The organism is uncultured Corynebacterium sp. (genome assembly GCF_902782855.1).
Lineage (GTDB): Bacteria > Actinomycetota > Actinomycetes > Mycobacteriales > Mycobacteriaceae > Corynebacterium.
This window is the reverse complement of the sequence record NZ_CACZOO010000300.1, coordinates 1-2317: the sequence shown is the minus strand read 5'-3', so window position 1 is coordinate 2317 and position 2317 is coordinate 1. Positions and strand designations below refer to the sequence as shown.

General features: G+C 62.7%; 4 protein-coding genes. 1 reads left to right on the top strand and 3 read right to left on the bottom strand.

Going from position 1 to position 2317, the window contains the following annotated elements; all coding sequences use genetic code 11:
- From QZV72_RS12235 to QZV72_RS12225, 3 genes are all read right to left on the bottom strand, one after another.
- Positions 1-372, bottom strand: a 372-nt coding sequence (locus tag QZV72_RS12235; RefSeq protein WP_297008867.1) for a hypothetical protein, incomplete at its 3' end; no start/stop codon positions are given.
- 319 nt (positions 373-691) lie between these two features.
- A complete protein-coding gene (locus tag QZV72_RS12230; protein ID WP_297008865.1) occupies positions 692-1252 on the bottom strand; it encodes a hypothetical protein in 561 nt (186 codons plus the stop codon).
- On the bottom strand, positions 1218-1877 hold the full coding sequence (locus QZV72_RS12225) for a TniB family NTP-binding protein (RefSeq protein WP_297008864.1): 660 nt from the start codon (positions 1875-1877) through the stop codon (positions 1218-1220). The genes QZV72_RS12230 and QZV72_RS12225 overlap by 35 nt, the downstream gene beginning before the upstream one ends.
- 163 nt (positions 1878-2040) lie before the next feature.
- Between QZV72_RS12225 and QZV72_RS12220 the strand changes: the two genes are divergently transcribed.
- On the top strand, positions 2041-2238 hold the full coding sequence (locus tag QZV72_RS12220) for a hypothetical protein (RefSeq protein WP_297008862.1): 198 nt from the start codon (positions 2041-2043) through the stop codon (positions 2236-2238).
- The last annotated feature ends 79 nt before the right edge of the window (positions 2239-2317 follow it).

The following is a 2317-nucleotide window of genomic DNA, read 5'->3' as shown; positions in this document are numbered from 1 at the left end:
TTCCAAGTAGCGCAGTACGTTCCACAGAGCGTCCGAAGGTTCGAAGCCGCGCAGGCGGGCCGTGGACACCCAGTCGTACTCCAGGTTCAACAACTGCCACAGTGGGTTCACCACATCCCACAGGTCATCAGCATCCGCCCGGCTCAGCTTGTTCGCCACCGCCTCTGAAAACATCCGGTACCGCTCGTCCTTGGGGGCAGGTTTCAACACCTGTGCCCCGAACTGCGGGTCAGTGATCGGGCAGGTCAATGTGACAATCTCCGGGTAACTCAACAGTTCGCGGCTTACCTGGGCAGCATCCAGCCGCTGGGCACGGGAAAGTAGCAGATCCTCGGGCAGCCCCAGCACCGCGGCCTCTACTCGTTGAGCCACCCTCGTTGCGACTAGCGCACCGCGGGGTACCAGCACCTGGCGAAACTGCCGCTCTGCCGCGCAAAGCTCCGGAAGTGCCCGCACGCTGCACTGCGAGTTTCCGATCCACCACTGGTGTCGCAAGCACACCCACCCAACCTCTGGTAAGCGCCCAGAAGCTCGCTGGCCAGCGCAGCATCGCAGACACAGCGGGCGGGTAACTACCTCGTCACCACTAATGGTGTCCGGCTCTGTGAACGCCTCTCTGTGAAGTCCGCCCAGCTGGCGCCACAAATCACGGCGCGGGTCAGTGTCTCTTCCTGAAGACAGTGAGTAGCCGTCACTGCGGGTAGTGCGTTCGATCGCAGACGGGGTTGTCCCATTGGACTCCGCCGCTCGGCGAGAGTACGACATCACGTCCTCGCCATGGAACCTCCGCACCGCCACCGGTAGCCGCCTCAATGGTGGGGTAGCGGTGCTCATCCGGCTTTCCCTGCCTCGTCGCCTTCTTCGGCACGGCTGCCTGTGGCTTTTGCCCCCGCACGGCCTCCTGGTCAAGGATCACGTCGTCCAGCCCGGCTCGGTCCACCAACTCCTTGCCGGAGAATATTGCGTCGATGGCAGCGTCCCCGAGCAGGTTGCGAAGACTACCGATGGATCCACTCGTCCGGTTCCACAGGTAGCCAGCCAACTCCGGAGTCGTCAGGGAACCTACCGGGTGTGCCGCCAGCGGCAGCAGAGCCTCCATGCCAGCTACCAGCTCCACCCATGATTCGCGCGCTGCGGCACTGCCGTAGCTGTAGGTACGAATGTCGTAGACCTTGGTCCTCGCCCGGATCTGCCGGCCCATCTCACCGGCTAGTAGATCAGTGTCGAGCAGGTCGATTCCACAGAAGATCACCGCGGCGTCCAGGCGTTCGGTGAACGACTTCAGTGTGCTGGCAGCGTCTGCGCCCGGCGGACTTGTTTGTCTTCAGGTTGTGCACCTCGTCGACGATGATCATGGAGGTCTTCAGAGTCTTCAGCACGGAGACAACGTGGTCCATGACCGTCGGTGCGTCCCAGCCACGGGGGACAGGAAGACCGATCCACCGGGCGATAGCGACCATGAGCATCTTCGGTGTGCTGCCAGGAGGAACGACCAGGTAGAGCACCGGGGCCACATCGGGGGCATCAGTGGGAAGCCCCAACTTCTGTCGGACGATACGCTCATGACGCTTACCCCTGAGCATGGCGATGGTGGACTTTCCGACCCCGGCACGACCCGGCAACGCCAGTGTCCGGCCTGCGGTGGAACGACGGGCGGCCAGGCGGGCACGGATGATGTGGACCTGGCGTTCGATCGAAGCCAGGTCCTTGGTCTCGATGACGACGTCAGCACCGATCCAGGCGAACCGTGACTTGTCGTAGGCCGCCTTGTCCTCCTCGGATAGTGCCGCGATCTTCTCGCGGCTCAGCTGTTCGGGCTCGACGTTGCGGCGAGCGACGAACTCCCGCCAGGCGGTGAGTGAATCTGGGACAGGCATGCGGTGGCCTCGGCATTCGCGGGTGTGGTGGGTGGTGTGAGATGTTCGCCGAGCGTAGCCTCGACACTGGCACGGCTGCTGTCACCAGTACCCGGGGACGTGACATCTCTGATGTTTCGGCTGTAGAGTTGGTGGCTGATTAGGGAAAGGCGGGTTATGAACCATGACGATCCAGAACCATCCGATGACCACGGGCGCGAAGAAGCGAGCGTTCCTGACAGGTGCGGGGAGTCTGATGGACTTGAGCGGGAAGACGACATACCGCCGAGCACAGAAGATGATGCCCCCGCCGAAGAAGCCCATGACGTACGGCCAGTTGGAGCAGATGATCCGGCGCCTGGAGGTGGGGAAAGGGACCTGACCCCCGTCTGGTGGACACCCTGACCCCAGCAGTGAGCTGGGGAAGAAAGGTAGTGTTCCACCATGCCAAAGAAGACCTA

Excerpts from the sequence above, each read along its gene's own strand:
- QZV72_RS12220 (WP_297008862.1), top strand. The coding sequence starts at position 2,041 with ATGACGATCCAGAACCATCCGATGACCACGGGCGCGAAGAAGCGAGCG.
- QZV72_RS12225 (WP_297008864.1), bottom strand. The coding sequence starts at position 1,877 with ATGCCTGTCCCAGATTCACTCACCGCCTGGCGGGAGTTCGTCGCTCGC.